The following is a 17577-nucleotide window of genomic DNA, read 5'->3' as shown; positions in this document are numbered from 1 at the left end:
CTTTTATTTTCAATCATGTTCTTTTATTAAGTAATGACTATGTTTGTTCAACAACAAAACTCAACACCATCTAATCTTGTAGCATTCAATTTTCTATTGATCGCCTTTTTAACGGGAATTGCCTCTGCGTTTCAAACGCCGACCTTGAGTTTGTATCTCTCTCAAGAGATTCAAGTTTCACCTTTTTTTGTGGGCTTGTTCTATTCCGTCAATGCCATTATTGGCATTATCTTGAGCCAAATTCTGGCGAAATATTCTGATAAGCAAGATGATCGTCGTAAAGTAATGATTGTATGCTGTTTGATTGCTGTGCTTGGCTGTCTCATTTTTGCTTATAGCCGAAATTATTATGTGTTGATTATTATCGGTACAACGTTATTAGGCTTGGGTTCATCTGCCAATCCACAATCTTTTGCTCTAGCACGAGAATATGCTGAAAGTAGCCATCGTGAAGCGGTGATGTTCACCACAATTATGCGAACTCAAATCTCATTGGCTTGGATTGTTGGACCACCACTTTCTTTTTTTATCGCATTAAACTGGGGCTTTGATTACATGTATTTGGTGGCGGGTTCTGCCTTTTTACTTTGTGCAGGCGTCAGCAAATTATTACCTAAAATTCCTCGTCAAAGTGCAGTCAAAAATCAAGAGATTTTAGACAATACGCCACCAAGAAAAAGTGTGATTTACTTGTTCATCACTAACCTATTACTTTGGACCTGTAACAGCATGTATCTCATTAATATGCCATTATTTGTGATTAATGAGCTACATTTAGGCAAAGAACTGGCGGGAACATTGATGGGAACGGCAGCTGGGTTGGAAATCCCCGTGATGATATTGGCGGGCTATCTCACCAAATACTTCAGTAAAAAACGTTTGATGATGATTGCTTTAATTTCAGGCCTCGCCTTCTATTCAAGCTTATTATTCGCAGAGCAAACTTGGCAGCTTATCGGATTACAAATGCTTAATGCGATTTTTATTGGTATTACCGCTACCATTGGGATGGTGTATTTCCAAGATTTAATGCCAACAAAAATGGGCACAGCCACTACGCTATTCAGTAATGCCGCAAAAAGTAGTTGGATTATTGGTGGACCTATTGCGGGTATTATTGCAGAAATCTGGCATTACAATTCTATTTTTTATGTTGCAGTGGCTTTAATTTTTATCAGCGTAGGCTGTATGTGGAAAGTTAAATCAGTTTAGTGAAAATAAAAAAGAGCGGTCAAAATTGACCGCTCTTTTACTTTACATTATTTTAGCGCCATGCTTTGAATTGGTTAATCAATCCATTGGTTGAGCTATCATGGCTTGCCACTTTCTCTTTGTCTGCCAATTCAGGAAGAATTCGGTTCGCTAATTGTTTACCTAATTCCACGCCCCATTGGTCAAAGCTGAAGATATTGAAAATCACACCTTGTGTAAAAATTTTGTGTTCATACATCGCAATTAATGCGCCAAGAACAAATGGTGTAATTTTTTGCACTAAAATAGAGTTAGTCGGTTTATTACCTGTAAAGACTTTAAATGGCACAATGTCTTTTACCTCATCTAAAGATTTACCCGCTTTCACAAACTCTGCTTCGACTTCTTCTTTGGTTTTACCGAAAGCCAGTGCTTCAGTTTGCGCAAAGAAGTTTGATAACAATTTGCTGTGGTGATCACCTAATGGATTATGGCTTTGCGCCGGTGCAATAAAGTCACAAGGGATTAACATGGTACCTTGGTGAATCAATTGATAGAATGCATGCTGACCATTTGTTCCAGGTTCGCCCCAAATAATTGGGCCAGTTTGATAATCACGAATAACATCGCCATTACGATCGACATATTTACCGTTTGATTCCATATTACCTTGTTGGAAATAAGCCGCAAAACGATGTAAATATTGGTCATACGGTAAAATTGCCTCAGTTTGTGCACCAAGGAAATTGGTATTCCATAAACCGACTAATGCTAATGTGGCAGGGATATTTTTTTCTAATGGTGCAGTACGGAAATGTTTATCCATTTCATGCGCACCACTTAAGAGTGCTTCAAAATTATCAAAGCCGATTGAAAGTGCGATAGAAAGACCGATTGCAGACCATAAAGAATAACGGCCACCAACCCAATCCCAGAACTCAAACATATTATTGGTATCAATACCGAATTCTGCTACCGCTTTACCATTGGTCGAAAGTGCAGCGAAGTGTTTTGCTACCGCGCTGTTATCTTTCGCTGCCGCTAATAACCAATCGCGTGCTGAATTAGCATTGGTCATGGTTTCTTGGGTGGTAAAGGTTTTAGAAGCCACTAAGAAAAGTGTGGTTTCAGGATTTACTTTTTTCAATGTTTCAGCGATATGTGTACCATCTACGTTTGAAACGAAGTGCATATTCAAGTGATTTTTATAAGGACGAAGCGCTTCAGTCACCATGTAAGGTCCTAAGTCTGAACCACCGATACCGATATTCACCACATCAGTAATCGCTTTTCCCGTATAACCTTTCCATTCACCTGAAATCACACGATCGCAAAATGCGCTCATTTTTGCTAATACGGCATTCACTTCTGGCATCACATCTTTGCCATCTACATAGACAGGTGTATTTGAACGGTTACGAAGTGCGGTATGTAATACAGCACGATCTTCTGTACGATTAATTTTCTCGCCTGTAAACATAGCATTAATCGCTTCATCTAATGCCGATTCTTTGGCTAATTGACGAAGCAATTTGAGGGTTTCTTGGTTAATTTTATTTTTTGAAAAATCCACTAAGATTTGATTTTCAAAAGTTAAAGAATAATCGTTAAAACGATTTTCCTCTTGCTTAAACAAATCAGCAATCGTGGTATGAGCCAGTTGAGATTGGTGAGCTTCAAGCGCTTTCCAAGCTTGCGTATTGGTTGGATTGATGTTTTTCATGAATATTTCCTTTTAAAAATTGAATTCTTTACATTTTTGCTTTCTTGCAAAACCAATTAATCGACATATTCTGTTATAACACGCGGGGTTAATTTTGTAATCAATTCATAGCTTAAAATACCACTGTATTTAGCTACCGTTTCAATTGGTAATTCCTTACCCCATAAAATCACTTCATCACCGACTTTATCTTGGCTATCTGCGCCTAAATCGACCGTCAGCATATCCATTGAGATGCGACCAACAATCGGCACAATACGGCCATTTAAATAAACTGGTGTACCTTCTGGCACATCACGCGGATAGCCATCACCGTAACCAATCGCAACAACACCAATTTTGGTATCTTTCGGACTGGTCCAAATGCCACCATAGCCAACAGGTTCACCTTTTTTATGTTCACGTACTGCAAGCAAAGATGACGTTAAATTCATCACGGGAGTTAAACCAAATTCAGCACCGACAGTATCTGTTGGTGAAATGCCGTACATAATAATCCCTGGTCGAATGCAATCTAAATGTGCCTCTGGCCAGAATAGAATCCCGCCTGATGCGGCAATGGTTCGTTCTCCTACTTTATCTTGTGTCGCTTGAAGGAAACGATCAAGCTGAATTTGCGTATAATCAGAATCTAGTTCATCAGCACGGCTAAAATGGCTGACAAAACCTAAGTGCGGTTGAATTTGAGGGAGTTTTTTCAGCTCTTGATAAAAATAATCCACTTCATCAAGTGACACACCTAAACGGTGCATACCGGTATCAATCTTCAACCAGACTTTGATTGGGCTTGGTACCACAGCTCGTTTTAATGCTTCAAGCTGTTCACGGTTATGTACCACCGTTTCGATGTTATTTACCGCAATAATGGGTAAATCTTTTTCATCAAAAAAGCCTTCTAGCAATAAGATCGGTTTAATAATACCGTTAGAGCGTAACGATAACGCCTCTTCTAAACGCGCTACGGCAAAGCAATCTACCATGCTTTCTAAAGCAGATGAAACAAATACCACACCGTGACCATATGCGTTTGCTTTTACCACCGCAATAATTTTGCTATGTGGCGCTTTTTCTTTAATAACTTGTAAATTATGTTTTAAGGCAAGCGAACTGATTTTCGCTGTTGCCGGTTTTACGTTCATTTTTCTAATCCGTTCTATCTTGCCTAATAATCATCTCTGTATTCACGCTGTTCGGCAAGGTTATCAAAGCGTGAGAATTGACCGTTAAATGCTAAACGTACACGACCAATCGGACCGTTACGTTGTTTACCAATAATGATTTCAGCCACCCCTTTATCTTCAGAATTCTCGTTATACACTTCGTCACGATAAATAAACATAATCAAGTCAGCATCCTGCTCAATAGAGCCTGATTCACGCAAGTCTGAGTTTACCGGACGTTTATCTGCACGTTGTTCCAAAGTACGGTTAAGCTGGGAAAGTGCAATAACCGGGACTTCTAATTCTTTCGCTAATGCTTTTAAAGAACGAGAAATCTCGGCGATCTCTAAGGTACGGTTATCTGAAAACGCAGGCGCGCGCATTAATTGAAGATAATCCACCATAATCATACTCAAGCCCCCATTTTCGCGATACACACGACGTGCACGAGAACGCAATTCTGTTGGGGTTAAACCTGATGAATCGTCAATATAAAGGTTGTTTTTTTGCTTAAACATCCCAAACACGCTGGCAATTTTGCTCCATTCCGCTTCTTCCAAGTTTTGGCCTGTACGAATTTTGGTTTGGTCCACGCGAGCTAGAGAGGCAATCATACGCATCATAATTTGTTCAGCAGGCATCTCTAAACTGAAGACTAATACTGGCTTATCACTTGCCATAGCAGCATTTTCACAAAGGTTCATTGCAAACGTGGTTTTACCCATGGAAGGACGCGCCGCCACAATGATGAGGTCTGAAGGCTGTAAACCGGCTGTTTTCTTGTCTAAATCAACAAAACCTGTTGTGACCCCTGTCACACCGTTATGATTTTCAAGCTTACCTAAAGTTTCAATTCGAGCGATGGTGCTTTCCAATACGCTGAGCACGTTTTGTGGTCCTTCTGTTGAAGAGCTCCGTTTTTCAGCGATCGCAAATACTTCCCTTTCAGCTTCATCCAACACCATTTTGATGTCTTTGCCTTTAGGCGAATAACTGTTTTCTGCAATACGATTCCCCACGGCAATAAGCTCACGCAAAATCGCTTTTTCACGTACGATTTCGGCATAAGCTAAAATATTAATGGCATTTGGAGTATTATTAGAAAGATCTGCGAGATAAGCAAAACCGCCTACAGAATCACTGATACCTTTGGCTTTAAGGGCTTGATCAAGGGTGATTAAATCAATCGGCGTTTGGTTACGCATTAATTCTTCCATAGTTTGGAAGATTGCTTTATGTGCAAAAGTGTAAAAATCCTCAGCAATGACCCTTTCAGCAATACCATCCCAATGCTGATTACTCAACATAATACCGCCAAGAACGGCTTGTTCAGCTTCAGTGGAATGAGGCGGGATACTAACTTGTTCAGTTTTCTGATCGGAAGATTGGATTTGTCGTTGTGATGCCATAAGGATTTCAATTAAAACTAAAAAACTGTGCTTATGATACCGCAAATACGAGGTGGTTTTAAGAAAAAAGTGCGGTCAATATTTTCAATATTTTAGACATAAAAAAACGGTGGAAAAATCCACCGCTCTTTTTCATTCAGGAATGTTGATTATTCAACAGTTAAAGTACGACAAACGTTAGTTGTACCTTCTGATTCATCACCTTGTGTTAATAAAACAAGATCACCTGAAACTAAATAACCTTTTTCTTTTAATAGGTTAATCGCTGCTTTTGCACCTGCAGAACTACGAGATTCACCATCAAAATGAACTGGTGTGACACCGCGGTACAATGCGCAACGGTTTAATGTTTCTTGAACACGAGAAAGTGCAAAGATTGGTAAACCTGAGCTAATACGTGACATTAATAATGGTGTACGACCAGAGTGGCTTAATGTAATGATTGCTGCAATACCGCTTAAGTGGTTCGCTGCATACATCGCAGACATTGCTACAGATTCTTCAATATCTCTGAACTCACGATCTAAACGGTGATGAGAAACATTGATGCTAGGCATTTTTTCTGCACCTAAACATACGCGAGCCATTGTCGCTACAGTTTCAGCTGGATATTGACCTGCTGCAGTTTCTGCTGAAAGCATTACCGCATCGGTACCATCTAATACCGCATTTGCCACGTCCATTACTTCTGCACGAGTTGGCATTGGGTTGCTGATCATTGACTCCATCATTTGAGTTGCAGTGATTACCGCACGGTTTAATTGACGTGAACGACGAATTAATTTTTTCTGTACGCCAACTAATTCAGGGTCACCGATTTCAACACCTAAGTCACCACGAGCAACCATGATTACATCAGAAGCAAGGATGATATCGTCCATTGATGCATCATCAACTACGGTTTCAGCTCGTTCAACTTTAGCAACGATTTTCGCTTCTAAGCCAGCTTGTTTTGCTAACTCACGTGCATAGTTTAAGTCTGCACTTGAACGTGGGAAAGATACCGCTAAGTAATCTACACCGATACGAGCTGCAGTGATGATATCTGCTTTATCTTTTTCAGTTAATGCATCTGCAGATAAGCCACCACCTAATTTATTGATCCCTTTATTGTTTGATAATGGACCACCAACAGTCACTTCAGTAAATACTTTTGCACCTTCAGTAGAAAGGACTTTTAATTGAACACGGCCGTCATCTAATAAAAGAATATCGCCTGGCACAACATCTTGTGGAAGTGTTTTATAGTCTAAACCAACGGCTTCTTGATTACCTTCACCTTTTGGTAATTCCGCATCAAGAATAAATTTATCACCAACATTTAAGAAAATTTTGCCGTCTTTAAAAGTAGAAACACGAATTTTAGGGCCTTGTAAGTCACCTAAAATTGCCACGGTTTTACCTAATTTTTTCGCGATCGCACGAACACGCTCAGCACGCTCAATATGATCATCTGGTGTACCGTGAGAAAAGTTCATACGTACAACATTAGCGCCTGCTGCGATAATTTTTTCAAGATTGTTATCGCGGTCTGTTGCTGGACCCATTGTACATACAATCTTCGTTCTTCTTAATTTTCTAGACATTATCTAAACTCCACAAATAGTTACAATTCACTAAAGCTTTTTTAAATTTCGGCTCATCCGAGATAAAAAACGCTGGGCATTATACGCTTAAACCTGCATAAAATCAAAATAACTACTGAGACTTTTTAAATCAATTTTTGGTTATTTTTTTAGCAGCTAAATTTAACTTAAAACAAATTCTCTTGTTTTCATCCTCAAAACTGTTTATCATCTGCCACATCTTTTACGCGACTATAGCTCAGTTGGTTAGAGCACCACCTTGACATGGTGGGGGTCACTGGTTCGAGTCCAGCTAGTCGCACCATCTTGCAATCCCAAGCTTTTTAGCTTGGGATTTTTCTTTTTATCCCCCTACTGAATTTGAATGAATATTTTCTGAACAATTCACATAAGCAAATGAAAATAATTTGCATTTATCAACGAAAACGTTTTCGCTATACTTGCGCCTCTTTTATTATCTATCGGGATAACGATTATGAATTTTAAATTAAGCCTCATTTCAACCGCACTTTTAACCAGTTTTTCAGTTTCAGCATTTGCGGAAACTGAACAACCAGTAAAAGCAAACACTGAAACGCTTGAACAAATTAATGTTCAAGATACAGGTATTAAACAAAATGGTTATCAAACGACAGGGACATCCGTCGTATCAAAAGCTGAAGTGCCTGTATTCGATACGCCAAATACTGTCAATATCCTTTCGACTAAATTATTAGAAGATCGTAAACCTGAATCACTCATTGATGCGCTTTATAACGTCAGTGGTGTAAGCCAAGCAAATACGCTAGGTGGCATGTTTGATGCCATCCAAAAACGTGGTTTTGGTGGAAACCGTGACAACTCAATTATGCGTAACGGTTTACAAGCTGGCCCAGCAAAAAACTTTAGTGCGACAACTGAAACCGTTGAAGTGTTAAAAGGGCCTGCATCTGTACTTTATGGTATTCAAGATCCAGGTGGTGTGGTTAATATCATTACTAAAAAACCACAACAAACACCACGCTATGTTATCGGAGGAACTTTAGGTAATCATAGCCTGTGGGGAACACAATTAGATTTCACTGGCGGTTTAGGAAATGGTTTTGCTTACCGCTTTATCTATGACAAACAAGAAAAAAACTACTGGCGTAATTTTGGCAAATTAAAAAATACGACTTATGCGCCATCACTTTCTTGGGAAAATGATAAAACTAAAGTGCTTCTTTCTTATGAACATAAAGATATTCTTGAGCCATTTGATCGTGGTACAAATCTTTTAACGGCAACGAATGCATTACCGGATATCCCTGTATCACGTCGTTTAGATGAGCCGAATAATGAAACAACCGCAAAAACCGATAATATCGATTTCAAAATTGAACACAAATTAAGTGACGGTTGGAAATTAAATGCGGGTTACAGCTATGCTCGTTATAAATATTTCTATAACCAAGCACGTATTACAAATATCAATGTTAAAGATGTTGCGATCCCTGCTATTAAAAATAAAAAGGGCGAGATTACCTCTCCAGAATTAAGCGCTCGTCATGTACGCCGAGCTATTGAGCAACAACAAGGCGATCAACGTGTTCATAGTGGCACATTAAATATCGTCGGTGAATTTGGTATTGGTGATATTGCCAACCGTTTTGTAGCCGGTGTGGATGTTATGCGTAATATTCGTGATATTGGACCTATTTATAACCAAGGTATCATGAGTTCTGATATCAATATCGATCATCCAAATTATACCAATCCGGTTGCTGAACATAAAAACGGTAACGGCAACGCTTACCAATATAACCATCTCAAAACCGTTGGTGTTTATATTCAAGATACCGCTTACTTTACAGATAACTTTATCATGACGGGCGGTTTACGTTATGAGTACTTTGATCAATTTGCGGGACGTCATTGTTTAAATGCTGCAAACTGTAAAAAAGGCCAAAATCTAACAAGAACAGGAAATACTGATCAGCACGATGGTAAATTATTGTATCAATTAGGTGCCGTATATAAATTTACGCCACATATTGCGACATTTGCTAACTACGCTGAGTCTTTCCGTCCACAAATGAGTGTTGCAACACCTGTTAGCGGCGATTTAAAACCAGAACAAGGTAAATCTTTTGAAATTGGTGCAAAATACGAAAACTCTGGCTTCAATGCGACACTTGCATTATTCAATATCACCAAACGTAATGTGGCTGAAGCCTTTGGTTCGGGTTCAAGTGCGCAACTAAATATTGTGGGCAAACAACGTTCTCGTGGTGTGGAATTCGATCTTAACGGTCAAATTACTGATAACCTAAGCGTAGCGGCTAACTATACATACACCAAAGTAAAATCACTTGAAAATGAGCTTTATCCTGATGCGATAAATCAACAACTTTCAGGTGTACCGAAACATCAAGCTTCTCTATTCCTCGCTTATAACGTAGGTGAATTTGATTTTGGTAACATCCGTGTTGGCGGCGGTGCTCGTTATTTAGGTTCTTGGCATGCTTATAACAGTGATTACACCAAAGCATACAAATTACCTCATGCCGTGGTATATGATGCCTTTATTGCTTACGATACCAAAATCTCTGGCAAGAAAGTATCCTTCCAACTTAACGGTAAAAACTTAACAGATAAAACTTACTATCCATCTACCTCTGGTAACGCAACAAACACGTTAATCCCTGTTGCATTAGGTTATGGACGTGAATTTATCTTCAACACGAAAGTTGAGTTTTAATTGAGCACACAATATTAGGGCGAATATTTCGCCCTTTTTTCGTTTTTTACTTTATGGATAATCAATGAATTGGCAAACTGAACTTAACTCAAGTTTAAGCTGGATTTTGACCGCACTTTTCTGGGTAGTTTTATGCTTTAGCGTGGTAATGATAGCGCTAAAGCAAACCTCATTTGGTCAAAAGTTTTGGCATATTGCATCCCCGTCGATTAATCGTCGTAACAGCATCAAAATCATCCTTATGCTACTGGTATTGTTTACGATGATTTTGCTAGAAGTGCGCTTCAGCGTGCTCAACTCTTTTTTTTACAATGGGCTTTATAGCTCCATGCAGGAATTAGATGTGGATAAGTTTTGGTTCTTTGCAAAACTGAATGCCCTATTAGTATTGGTACAAGTTATCCACTCCATCGCTGATTATTTCTTGCAGCAAGTATTTGAAATTCGTTGGTTGGAAAGCTTAAATAAAGTCCTTGTTAAACGCTGGTTAGAAAATAAAAAATACTATCGTCTTAAATACGAAAAAGAGCTACCCGATAATATTGACCAACGTATTGAACAAGATGCTCGCGAATTCATCAGCAGCACTGTCACTATTGTACGTGGCATGATTAATTCTGTTCTGACCACCATTGAATTTACTATCATCCTTTGGTCTCTCTCTGGCGTATTAAGTCTTTTCGGATTAAATATCGAAAAAGGCGTTGTCTTCTTTATTTACGCCTTTATTATCTTCGCAACGTTAATGTCTGTTTGGATTGGTCACCCTTTGATCAAGTTAAACTTTAACAAAGAAAAACTTAATGGTGACTATCGTTATTCTTTGATTCGAGTGCGAGATAATGCGGAAAGTATCGCGTTCTATCAAGGTGAACAACAAGAACAACATTTATTGAAAAACAAATTTGCTCAAATCATTCATAACCGTTGGGCAATTGTATTAAGAATGTTGGGATTAGACGGCTTTAATGGAAGTGTCACGCGTGTTGCTAAACTCTTGCCGTTAATGCTGCAAGCACCTCGTTTTTTTACCGGACAAATCAAACTGGGTGATATGCACCAAACTGTGCAAGCATTTAACCGATTAATGACCGCACTTTCCTTCTTCCGTTTGTTCTATGAAGAATTTACGCTCTACCAAGCGCGTTTAAATCGTCTTTATGGTTTTATGACGAAGTTGGATGAATTAGATCATTTAGAGGTTCATCAACCCATGAAATGCTCAAACCGTGTTGCGTTATCAAATTTTGGTATTAAAGATGACCAAGGCAGATTGTTGCTTAATAACTTGAATATTGAATTAAAAAATGGTGATGCTTTATTAATTCAAGGGCCTTCTGGTACGGGAAAAACATCGCTATTAAAAGCGATGGCAGGAATTTATCCTTTTGAAACAGTTGGTCTGGTGGAACATCCTTGTGTGACCAGTTTGTTCCTACCGCAACGCCCTTATATGCCACAAGGTACGTTACGTGAAGCGATTTGCTATCCAGATATTGATCCTTATCATCCTGAATTGGAAAAAACACTGGCTGACTGTTGTTTGGATAAATATCTTCATAGCTTAGATGTAGATAACGATTGGCAGGCAATTTTGTCGCCAGGTGAATTACAGCGCGTGGCATTTATTCGGATTTTACTGACGAAACCTGAAGTGGTCTTTTTAGATGAAACCACATCAGCACTTGATGAGCCAACCGAGTACCTCCTTTATAAAACAATTAAAGAGCGGTTACCCAATATGATCATTCTGAGCGTGGGTCATCGTGGCACATTGCATCAGTTCCATAATAAGCAACTAGATTTGGCAGTCTGCATCGTCTAAATAATAAAAGGCTAAATTTATATTTAGCCTTTTCTTTTTTTTACTAAATACGATTGAACTTATAAGAAGTCTCTCAAGGCTTGCTACACATCCCAATCCCCCCTATAATTCCCCCAATTTTTCTAATTTCATTCTCACAATGTCAAATAAAACCATTGCCAAAAATACGCTATTTCTTTACATCCGAATGCTCTTCAACATGGGGGCGATGCTGTATATCTCTCGTGTGGTATTGCAGGTATTGGGTGTGGAAGATTTTGGTATCTACAACATTGTGATGGGTGTGGTGGTCTTATTTTCCTTTTTTAATGGCACAATGACGGCCACCACTCAGCGTTTTATTAACGTAGAAAAAGCCTCGAATGACATTCAACGTGTCAATAAAGTCTTTAATATTAGCATCTTAAATCACCTACTCATTATTTTTATCGTATTCGTGTTAGCCGAAACCGTCGGTTTATGGTTTTTAAATCACAAATTGGTGATCCCCGCTGAACGCTTGCAAGCCGCAAATATCGTTTACCAATTAGCATTAATTATCGCTCTTGTTGAAATCATCAAAGTGCCATTCAATGCCATGATTGTTGCCCATGAGAAAATGGGATTCTATGCTTGGTTGGGATTAGGTGAAACCATTTTAAAACTGACTTCTGTCTTTATCTTAAGTCATATCACGCATTACGATAAGTTGATTACTTATGGCTGCTTATTGCTTTCAGTCAGTTTAATCGTGCTCTCTCTTTATGTGCTATTCACTAAATATTACTTCAAAGAGGCCGCACGTTTCCGTTTATATAAAGATTTAAGCAAAACCAAAGAAATGGTGAGTTTTTCAGGTTGGATGCTTATGGGGCAAGTTGCCTATGTAGGTTCGACCCAAGGCTTAAATATGGTGTCTAACTTATTCTTTGGTGTAGCGGTCAACGCAGCTGTTGCCATTGCAACACAAGTAGAAGGTGCTGTTTATAGCTTTGTGAATAATTTCCAAATGGCGGCTAATCCGCAGTTGGTTCAGTCTTATGCAGCAAAAGATTATGATCGCAATCGCCAATTAATTCTTGGTATTTCAAAATATTCACTTTATTTAATGGCAATTCTCTCTGCGCCTGTATTATATTTCACCCATACCTTACTGACATTCTGGCTAGGCGATCATCTTCCGCAATATACTGAACAACTTGTACAAGCTATTATTGCTTGCTTATTGATCAGTGCGATGGCAGGCGCATTTTGGATGAGTGCATTAGCCATTGGCACATCCACCGTAAAACAATACAATATCATTGTGGCGTTAATCGACCTTTGTACGGTGCCATTAGCTTATTATTTGTTCACACTAGGTTATAATCCAGTATTTGCCTTTGTGGGTAAATTTAGTACGATGGTCATCTCACAACTCTATCGATTATATTTTATTAATAAAAAAATTAAATTTAACCAAAAAGAATTTGTCTCATATTTAGTGAATGTCGGCGTGGTGTTTGGCCTGCTATTAGGTACCATCTATATATCCGATACTACCCGCAGCTATTCTTTATTGGAATTTATTGGACAATCCATCATTTTAGAAATGGTATTAATCTGTGTCATTTTAATCTTCGGATTAAACACAGCAGAAAAAAATTTCTTGTTTAGCTATTTAAAGAAAAGAGTAAAAAAATGAATCAACTCCTTATTGATTTAAAAAACAAACTGAATCCTATTGTCGAACTGATCAAAGATAAAAACGACGTATTTTATTTCGACTACCCGCTTCATTTGAACGTGGGCGATTTACTGATTTATCACGGAACCGAGCAATTTTTTAAAGATCACCACATTAATGTGACCTTAAAACGTTGCGAATATGATTTAGATCTTGAAGAAGTTAAAGCGAAAATTACACCAAACACCACCATCCTTTTACATGGTGGCGGTAATTTTGGCGATCTTTATCCGCAGCACCAAAAGATCCGTGAAGAAATGGTGACGAATTTCCCGAATAATCGCATTATTGTGTTGCCACAAACTGCTTATTTTAAACACGAAGAAAATCTGCAAAAATCAGCCGCACTTTTCCGTAGCCACAGTGATTGTCATTTACTGGCTCGTGACGAAAGAACCGCGAATCTATTTGCTCAATTTTCTGATCATGTTTATTTATCACCGGACATGGCTCATCAGCTTTATGGCACCATGGAAACGAAACAAGGCAAAACTGGTGAGCAACTTTACTTCCTACGTAAAGATATTGAAGCGAGTGATATCGAGAAAAATATCCTTGCTCAACTGCCTGCTAACAGCAACGTAAAAGACTGGGAAGATATTCTTTCAACAGAAGACGATGTTGTTTTAGCAGTAAGCTGGCGAATGAGTAAAATGGCCAATAAATTTGGTCTGGGTTGGCTGAAAGATCTTTGCCATCAATTCTGGTATGCCTATACTCAACGCATTGTAAAACGCGTTGCTCAGGTGTTCTTAGCGAATGACAAAGTGACCACAACTCGCTTACATGGTCATATTTTCTCTTGCTTGTTAGAAATTCCAAATCGTGTTTGCGATAACTCTTATGGCAAAAATAGTAGCTATGCCAAATTATGGACCAAAGAGCTAGATTTTGTTGAATTGGATAAATAATGTTTGAATTGAAAAAACTGATTACAGCCATGATTCTTCCCCCATTTAATATTTTAATTTTATGGGGACTTTCACTTATTCTAGCTAAATTCAATTTCAAAAAATTAAGCCGAATTTCGACCGCACTTGGTTTCTCTCTACTCTATCTTTTAAGCATTCCTTACACGGCACAAGTACTTAAAGATAGTCTCATTACTGAAGATCACTTAACACTGCAAGATTATCAACAAGCTCAAGCGATCGTTTTACTTGGCGGTGGTTTACGTGATAGTAAAGAGCTTTATGCACCATTAGCTTCAACAGGTATTCAACTTGAACGCTTACGCTATGCCGCATTCTTGCAAAAAGAAACGCACTTGCCATTATTAATTACAGGGGCGAGTCCAACTGGCGCCATTGAAGCAAAAATCGCTGCGGAAGAACTCCAAAACTTCTTTAATGTGCCAACTAAATGGATTGAACCTAAAGCACTTACTACAAAAGAAAATGCGCTTTTCACCAAACAAATGTTGGAAAAAGAAGGTATTCACAAAATTATTTTAGTCACCAATGAATGGCATATGCAACGTGCAAAATTATTGTTCCAACAACAAGGTTTTGATGTGTTACCTGCGAGTGTAGGTGAAGGTATTACGCCAGACAGTTATGGACTTAATATGATGCATTTTATTCCACAAGGTGGCGCGATTACGAAAAATATGCAATTACTCAAAGAGTGGATTGGATATTGGAAAGAGCGCTAAAGTGCGGTCAAAAGATCACAAATTAGATAATGTTAAGAGGAAGAAAACATGAGTCAAATTACACGCGAACAAATGCTTCAGGTATTCGAAAATCGCTGTTCCACGCGTTATTACGATCCGAATAAAAAAATTAGCCAAGAAGATTTCGCGGCAATTTTAGAATTTGCTCGTTTATCACCAAGCTCTGTCGGCTCTGAGCCATGGAAGTTCTTAGTGATTCAAAATAAAGCATTACGCGATAAACTCAAACCTTTTAGCTGGGGTATGCAATATCAATTAGATGATTGTAGCCATTTAGTGATCATTCTTGCGAAGAAAAATGCACGCTATGACACGCCTTTCTTCCGTGATGTAGCGGTGCGTAGAGGTTTACAAGGTGAGCAGTTAGAAAAAGCCTTGGCAAAATACAAAGGCTTACAAGAAGTTGAAATGAAAACCGCAGAAAGCGAGCGTGCATTATTTGACTGGACAAGTAAACAAACCTACATTGCATTAGCCAATATGCTAACTGGTGCTGCCGCTATCGGTGTTGATTCTTGCCCGATTGAAGGCTTTAACTACGATAAAATGAATGAAACTTTAGCCGCTGAAGGTCTCTTTGATCCAAATGAATGGGGCGTATCTGTGGCAGCAACATTTGGTTATCGTGCGAGAGACATTACCAAAAAATCTCGTAGACCAATTGAAGAAATCGTTACTTGGGTTGAATAATCTATTTTCAAATAAATGGGCAGCAAACGCTGCCCTTTTCTTTACCCACCAAACAAGGCTGCCCCACCTGTTACAGCCCCCATCGTGCCATATAACAAGCTTAGTGCAAAAAAGATCATAATTGCGCCCGCAATACATTTGATCATGGCCTCACCTTTTTGATTAGAACCAGTTAAACCGTACCAATGGCCTAATCGCGTTGCAACATTTCTCGCATAGCGTACTAACGCAGCAAAAAGTGAAAGCATTAATCCTGTGCCCAGAGACATGGCAAACGTAGCTACAATTCCCCACCAATAAAGATCCAGCATATAAGCGAGAAAGAGCACAAAAATAGCGCCACTACACGGTCGCATACCAATAGTCAAAATCACTAAGAGCTGAGATTTTAAATCACCTGATTGCTTAAGCTGTTGATTATTCGGTAGATGTTGATGCCCACAACTACATTGTGTTTGACTTACTTTTCCTTGCTCATATCGAAATGGCGAAGCTGTTCCAATCTGTTTTGGTAATGATTGGATCGATGTAATGCGAAAAGATTGCTTTTTCTTTAATCCTTTCAGACCTTGAGCAATCCAATAAATCCCTAATAACACTAATAAAATTAGCGCGCTACGCTCCAGCCATAACTGGCTAAGTTTAAAATATTTAGAGGAAAGATTAAGTATCACCACCACAATGGAGGTTGCAGCAACTGCGACAAAACCTTGCATAAGAGAGGAAAGCAAGCTTAAGCGTACGCTGGTCTTAAGTTGACTTTCGTGCGTAGAAAGATAACTAGCGATAATAAATTTGCCATGCCCAGGCCCTAATGCATGTAATACACCATAAGAAAAGGCGGCAAAAATCAACCACAATCCTGCCGTTGATGAATGTGCTTGAATCTGATGGAGATTTTCAGAAATCAGCTGATTAAAGGCTTTTTGCCAATCGGCCACTTGCACAAACAGCCAAGGTAATAATGCGAAGATAATCGCTAATAAACCAATAAAAAGTGCGGTCAGTTTTAACTTCATTTTATTCACACTTAATTTTTACTTTCTGCGCAAACAATACGCCAAGAGAATCATCTTCATTTTTTTGCGATTTATCCAATGACGATGCATAAGATTGAATTTTTTCATCGACATTAGGTTCCAGCACCTCTCCTTTGCAGTTTGCAGGAAGTGATGAAAAATCAACCGCTCTTTTGCCAGTTTCTGCATACCGCATTGCCACATAATAAGTGCGGTCATAAGTCATCAGCGTAAATTCATTATTTTGCAAGGCCTGTGGCTGAGCTAAAAGAAAATCAAAATAATATTCCACCTCGTTCCCTTTCACACGCATACCGTAATTTTCAGGGTGTTTTGTGTATTTAATTTTATGATTTTCTTTGTCAAAGACATAACTAAAGTAATGTTCATTCACAACGTTCGCCATGACTTCATCAACTAATTTCTGTTGGGCGACCTTATCCCCTTTTGCCTGCTTCACATCATACAAGACAGCTGAAGAACTGGCTTCATCCAGTAACCACTGCGTTGAGAAACCAATTAATTGATTATCTTTCACTAAGGGTTTCGTTTGCATATCAATGAATGCGTGGGGATGCGCTAAAACAGAAAAAGGCGAAATCAGCAATAATCCAAGAGGTAATTTTTTAAACATAAATAAGAAAAAAGAGTGGCTAAATGATTGAATAGACAGATTTTATCACAAGCAGTTCCCAATCAGAATCGAATAAAAACCAGTCTAAAAGTAAAAAATCCTATGATTTTATTGATTTTTATCAAAAAATGATTCATTCGCATTTCCCTTATAACTGAAATTTATGTACTATTTGTTTCGTCAAGTGATTGCTTGATATTCATAAAGTTCCTAAATAAAATAATCATAAATATAGCTAAAC

The 17577-nt window shown here is 38.5% G+C and carries 13 protein-coding genes and 1 tRNA gene; 8 read left to right on the top strand and 6 right to left on the bottom strand.

Annotated features, from left to right (window positions below):
- The first annotated feature begins 33 nt into the window (after positions 1 to 33).
- Positions 34 to 1212 carry an MFS transporter gene (locus AC979_RS01170; RefSeq protein ID WP_342633099.1) on the top strand — a complete coding sequence of 393 codons (1179 nt, stop codon included), beginning with the start codon at positions 34 to 36 and terminating at the stop codon, positions 1210 to 1212.
- A gap of 52 nt (positions 1213 to 1264) precedes the next feature.
- On the opposite strand, the gene pgi is transcribed toward AC979_RS01170, so the two are convergent.
- The 4 genes from pgi to pyk all read right to left on the bottom strand — a co-directional run bounded on the left by pgi (position 1265) and on the right by pyk (position 7069).
- Positions 1265 to 2914 (bottom strand): glucose-6-phosphate isomerase, encoded by a 1650-nt coding sequence (gene pgi, locus AC979_RS01165; RefSeq protein ID WP_049372526.1) that lies wholly within the window; start codon positions 2912 to 2914, stop codon positions 1265 to 1267.
- Between the two features lie 56 nt (positions 2915 to 2970).
- A complete protein-coding gene (gene alr / locus AC979_RS01160; RefSeq protein ID WP_049372525.1) occupies positions 2971 to 4053 on the bottom strand; it encodes an alanine racemase in 1083 nt (360 codons plus the stop codon).
- A 23-nt stretch (positions 4054 to 4076) separates the two neighbouring features.
- Complete coding sequence (locus AC979_RS01155) at positions 4077 to 5483, bottom strand: replicative DNA helicase (RefSeq protein ID WP_049372524.1); 1407 nt, start codon at positions 5481 to 5483, stop codon at positions 4077 to 4079.
- 149 nt (positions 5484 to 5632) lie between these two features.
- The gene (gene pyk, locus AC979_RS01150; protein ID WP_049362958.1) at positions 5633 to 7069 is read right to left on the bottom strand and encodes a pyruvate kinase; all 1437 of its coding nucleotides are present in this window, start codon (positions 7067 to 7069) and stop codon (positions 5633 to 5635) included.
- Between the two features lie 227 nt (positions 7070 to 7296).
- Here pyk and AC979_RS01145 point away from each other — a divergent pair.
- From AC979_RS01145 to AC979_RS01115, 7 genes are all read left to right on the top strand, one after another.
- Positions 7297 to 7373: transfer RNA gene (locus AC979_RS01145), tRNA-Val, on the top strand.
- Between the two features lie 171 nt (positions 7374 to 7544).
- A complete protein-coding gene (locus AC979_RS01140) occupies positions 7545 to 9788 on the top strand; it encodes a TonB-dependent siderophore receptor (protein ID WP_049372523.1) in 2244 nt (747 codons plus the stop codon).
- A gap of 64 nt (positions 9789 to 9852) precedes the next feature.
- Entirely contained in the window at positions 9853 to 11613 is a 1761-nt protein-coding gene (locus AC979_RS01135; protein WP_049372522.1) for an ABC transporter ATP-binding protein/permease, read from the top strand.
- A gap of 139 nt (positions 11614 to 11752) precedes the next feature.
- Positions 11753 to 13276: a lipopolysaccharide biosynthesis protein gene (locus AC979_RS01130; protein ID WP_049372521.1), complete on the top strand. Its 1524-nt coding sequence runs from the start codon at positions 11753 to 11755 to the stop codon at positions 13274 to 13276.
- The gene (locus tag AC979_RS01125; protein WP_049372520.1) at positions 13273 to 14229 is read left to right on the top strand and encodes a polysaccharide pyruvyl transferase family protein; all 957 of its coding nucleotides are present in this window, start codon (positions 13273 to 13275) and stop codon (positions 14227 to 14229) included. The genes AC979_RS01130 and AC979_RS01125 overlap by 4 nt, the downstream gene beginning before the upstream one ends.
- Positions 14229 to 14972 carry a YdcF family protein gene (locus AC979_RS01120; RefSeq protein WP_005698519.1) on the top strand — a complete coding sequence of 248 codons (744 nt, stop codon included), beginning with the start codon at positions 14229 to 14231 and terminating at the stop codon, positions 14970 to 14972. The genes AC979_RS01125 and AC979_RS01120 overlap by 1 nt, the downstream gene beginning before the upstream one ends.
- A 48-nt stretch (positions 14973 to 15020) precedes the next feature.
- A complete protein-coding gene (locus tag AC979_RS01115) occupies positions 15021 to 15683 on the top strand; it encodes an NAD(P)H-dependent oxidoreductase (RefSeq protein WP_049372519.1) in 663 nt (220 codons plus the stop codon).
- Positions 15684 to 15724: 41 nt separating this feature from the next.
- On the opposite strand, the gene zevB is transcribed toward AC979_RS01115, so the two are convergent.
- Both zevB and zevA read right to left on the bottom strand, forming a co-directional pair.
- Positions 15725 to 16702, bottom strand: a complete 978-nt coding sequence (gene zevB, locus AC979_RS01110) for a zinc transporter permease subunit ZevB (RefSeq protein ID WP_049372518.1) — start codon at positions 16700 to 16702, stop codon at positions 15725 to 15727.
- Position 16703: 1 nt separating this feature from the next.
- Complete coding sequence (gene zevA, locus AC979_RS01105) at positions 16704 to 17336, bottom strand: zinc transporter binding subunit ZevA (protein WP_049372517.1); 633 nt, start codon at positions 17334 to 17336, stop codon at positions 16704 to 16706.
- Positions 17337 to 17577: the final 241 nt, after the last annotated feature.

Source organism: Parahaemophilus parainfluenzae (genome assembly GCF_001053575.1).
Taxonomy (GTDB): Bacteria; Pseudomonadota; Gammaproteobacteria; order Enterobacterales; family Pasteurellaceae; genus Haemophilus_D; species Haemophilus_D parainfluenzae_S.
This window is presented reverse-complemented; position numbering and strand designations above follow the sequence as displayed.

What these genes read in the sequence shown, in the direction of transcription:
- pyk (WP_049362958.1), bottom strand. Translation starts at nt 7,069, where the DNA reads ATGTCTAGAAAATTAAGAAGAACGAAGATTGTATGTACAATGGGTCCA.
- AC979_RS01115 (WP_049372519.1), top strand. Translation starts at nt 15,021, where the DNA reads ATGAGTCAAATTACACGCGAACAAATGCTTCAGGTATTCGAAAATCGC.
- pgi (WP_049372526.1), bottom strand. Translation starts at nt 2,914, where the DNA reads ATGAAAAACATCAATCCAACCAATACGCAAGCTTGGAAAGCGCTTGAA.
- AC979_RS01120 (WP_005698519.1), top strand. Translation starts at nt 14,229, where the DNA reads ATGTTTGAATTGAAAAAACTGATTACAGCCATGATTCTTCCCCCATTT.
- AC979_RS01135 (WP_049372522.1), top strand. Translation starts at nt 9,853, where the DNA reads ATGAATTGGCAAACTGAACTTAACTCAAGTTTAAGCTGGATTTTGACC.
- AC979_RS01140 (WP_049372523.1), top strand. Translation starts at nt 7,545, where the DNA reads ATGAATTTTAAATTAAGCCTCATTTCAACCGCACTTTTAACCAGTTTT.
- AC979_RS01155 (WP_049372524.1), bottom strand. Translation starts at nt 5,483, where the DNA reads ATGGCATCACAACGACAAATCCAATCTTCCGATCAGAAAACTGAACAA.
- alr (WP_049372525.1), bottom strand. Translation starts at nt 4,053, where the DNA reads ATGAACGTAAAACCGGCAACAGCGAAAATCAGTTCGCTTGCCTTAAAA.
- AC979_RS01125 (WP_049372520.1), top strand. Translation starts at nt 13,273, where the DNA reads ATGAATCAACTCCTTATTGATTTAAAAAACAAACTGAATCCTATTGTC.
- zevB (WP_049372518.1), bottom strand. Translation starts at nt 16,702, where the DNA reads ATGAAGTTAAAACTGACCGCACTTTTTATTGGTTTATTAGCGATTATC.
- zevA (WP_049372517.1), bottom strand. Translation starts at nt 17,336, where the DNA reads ATGTTTAAAAAATTACCTCTTGGATTATTGCTGATTTCGCCTTTTTCT.
- AC979_RS01170 (WP_342633099.1), top strand. Translation starts at nt 34, where the DNA reads ATGACTATGTTTGTTCAACAACAAAACTCAACACCATCTAATCTTGTA.
- AC979_RS01130 (WP_049372521.1), top strand. Translation starts at nt 11,753, where the DNA reads ATGTCAAATAAAACCATTGCCAAAAATACGCTATTTCTTTACATCCGA.